1 protein-coding gene is annotated in these 336 nt (G+C 41.7%); it reads right to left on the reverse strand.

What is annotated here, in order from left to right:
• A partial coding sequence (locus tag AC3XQU_RS23410; RefSeq protein WP_489876543.1) for a hypothetical protein occupies positions 1-309 on the reverse strand: 309 nt, incomplete at its 3' end.
• Positions 310-336 lie beyond the last annotated feature (27 nt).

Here is a 336-nt window from a genome sequence, read left to right on the forward strand (position 1 = left end):
GGCCAGTAGAATATTTCTGCGCCTCACACCTCCTCGACTATCAACTTCAATAAACTGAGTATCGGTCAGTTCCAAAATATCGGTCGTAGAAATATCTGAATTTTCAGAAGAGGCTTCATCCGAAGCGAGCATAAATTTTCTGTACAATTCGGCATTTGCCAAATTGGTCGCATTGAAAAAAACCAAAGTGCTCATATGCGTTAGACAATGCTCTCTTAAATCCAAGAACTCATTACCCATATCAACCAATGATTCTGTAACTACCCACACCCTAACTTTACCCAGGGTTGCACTATTCAGGACTTTCACAATCGAAGGCACATTGCACATCGCAGG

Source organism: Telluria sp. AZSoR62 (assembly GCF_058111565.1).